1 protein-coding gene is annotated in these 465 nt (G+C 48.1%); it reads left to right on the top strand.

Annotated features, from left to right (window positions below):
• Positions 1-465, top strand: a 465-nt coding sequence (locus A3756_RS05890) for a response regulator (protein WP_156490304.1), incomplete at both ends; no start/stop codon positions are given.

Genomic DNA, 465 nt, shown 5'->3' with positions numbered 1-465 from the left:
TTTTGAAAGCGGTGAAGGTGTAGTAGAGCGACTTTCTAGCGAGCGCCCTGATGCGTTTATCAGTGATATTCGCATGCCTGGCATTGATGGGCTTGCACTACTTGAAAAGATTCAANCTAATNACTTNCATCGTGGCGTACCGGCAGTTCCGGTCATTATTATGACCGCTCATTCCGACTTGGACAGCGCTGTTTCCTCCTATCAGAGTGGCGCTTTCGACTACCTACCCAAACCCTTCGATCTAGATGATGCCGTCGCACTAATCAAACGCGCCATTGCTCACTCCCAAGAGCAAAAAGCACAGAATATGCCTGATGCACCGGAGCTCAATGAAGAAAATACTGAAATCATTGGTAAAGCTCCAGCGATGCAGGAAGTGTTTCGCGCTATCGGCCGCTTATCACAGTCAAATATAACGGTTCTGATCAATGGCGAATCAGGAACAGGTAAAGAACTGGTCGCTCG

Source organism: Oleiphilus sp. HI0086, assembly GCF_001635225.1.
The sequence above is the reverse complement of the archived record's forward strand: the minus strand, read 5'-3'. Positions and strand labels throughout refer to the sequence as shown.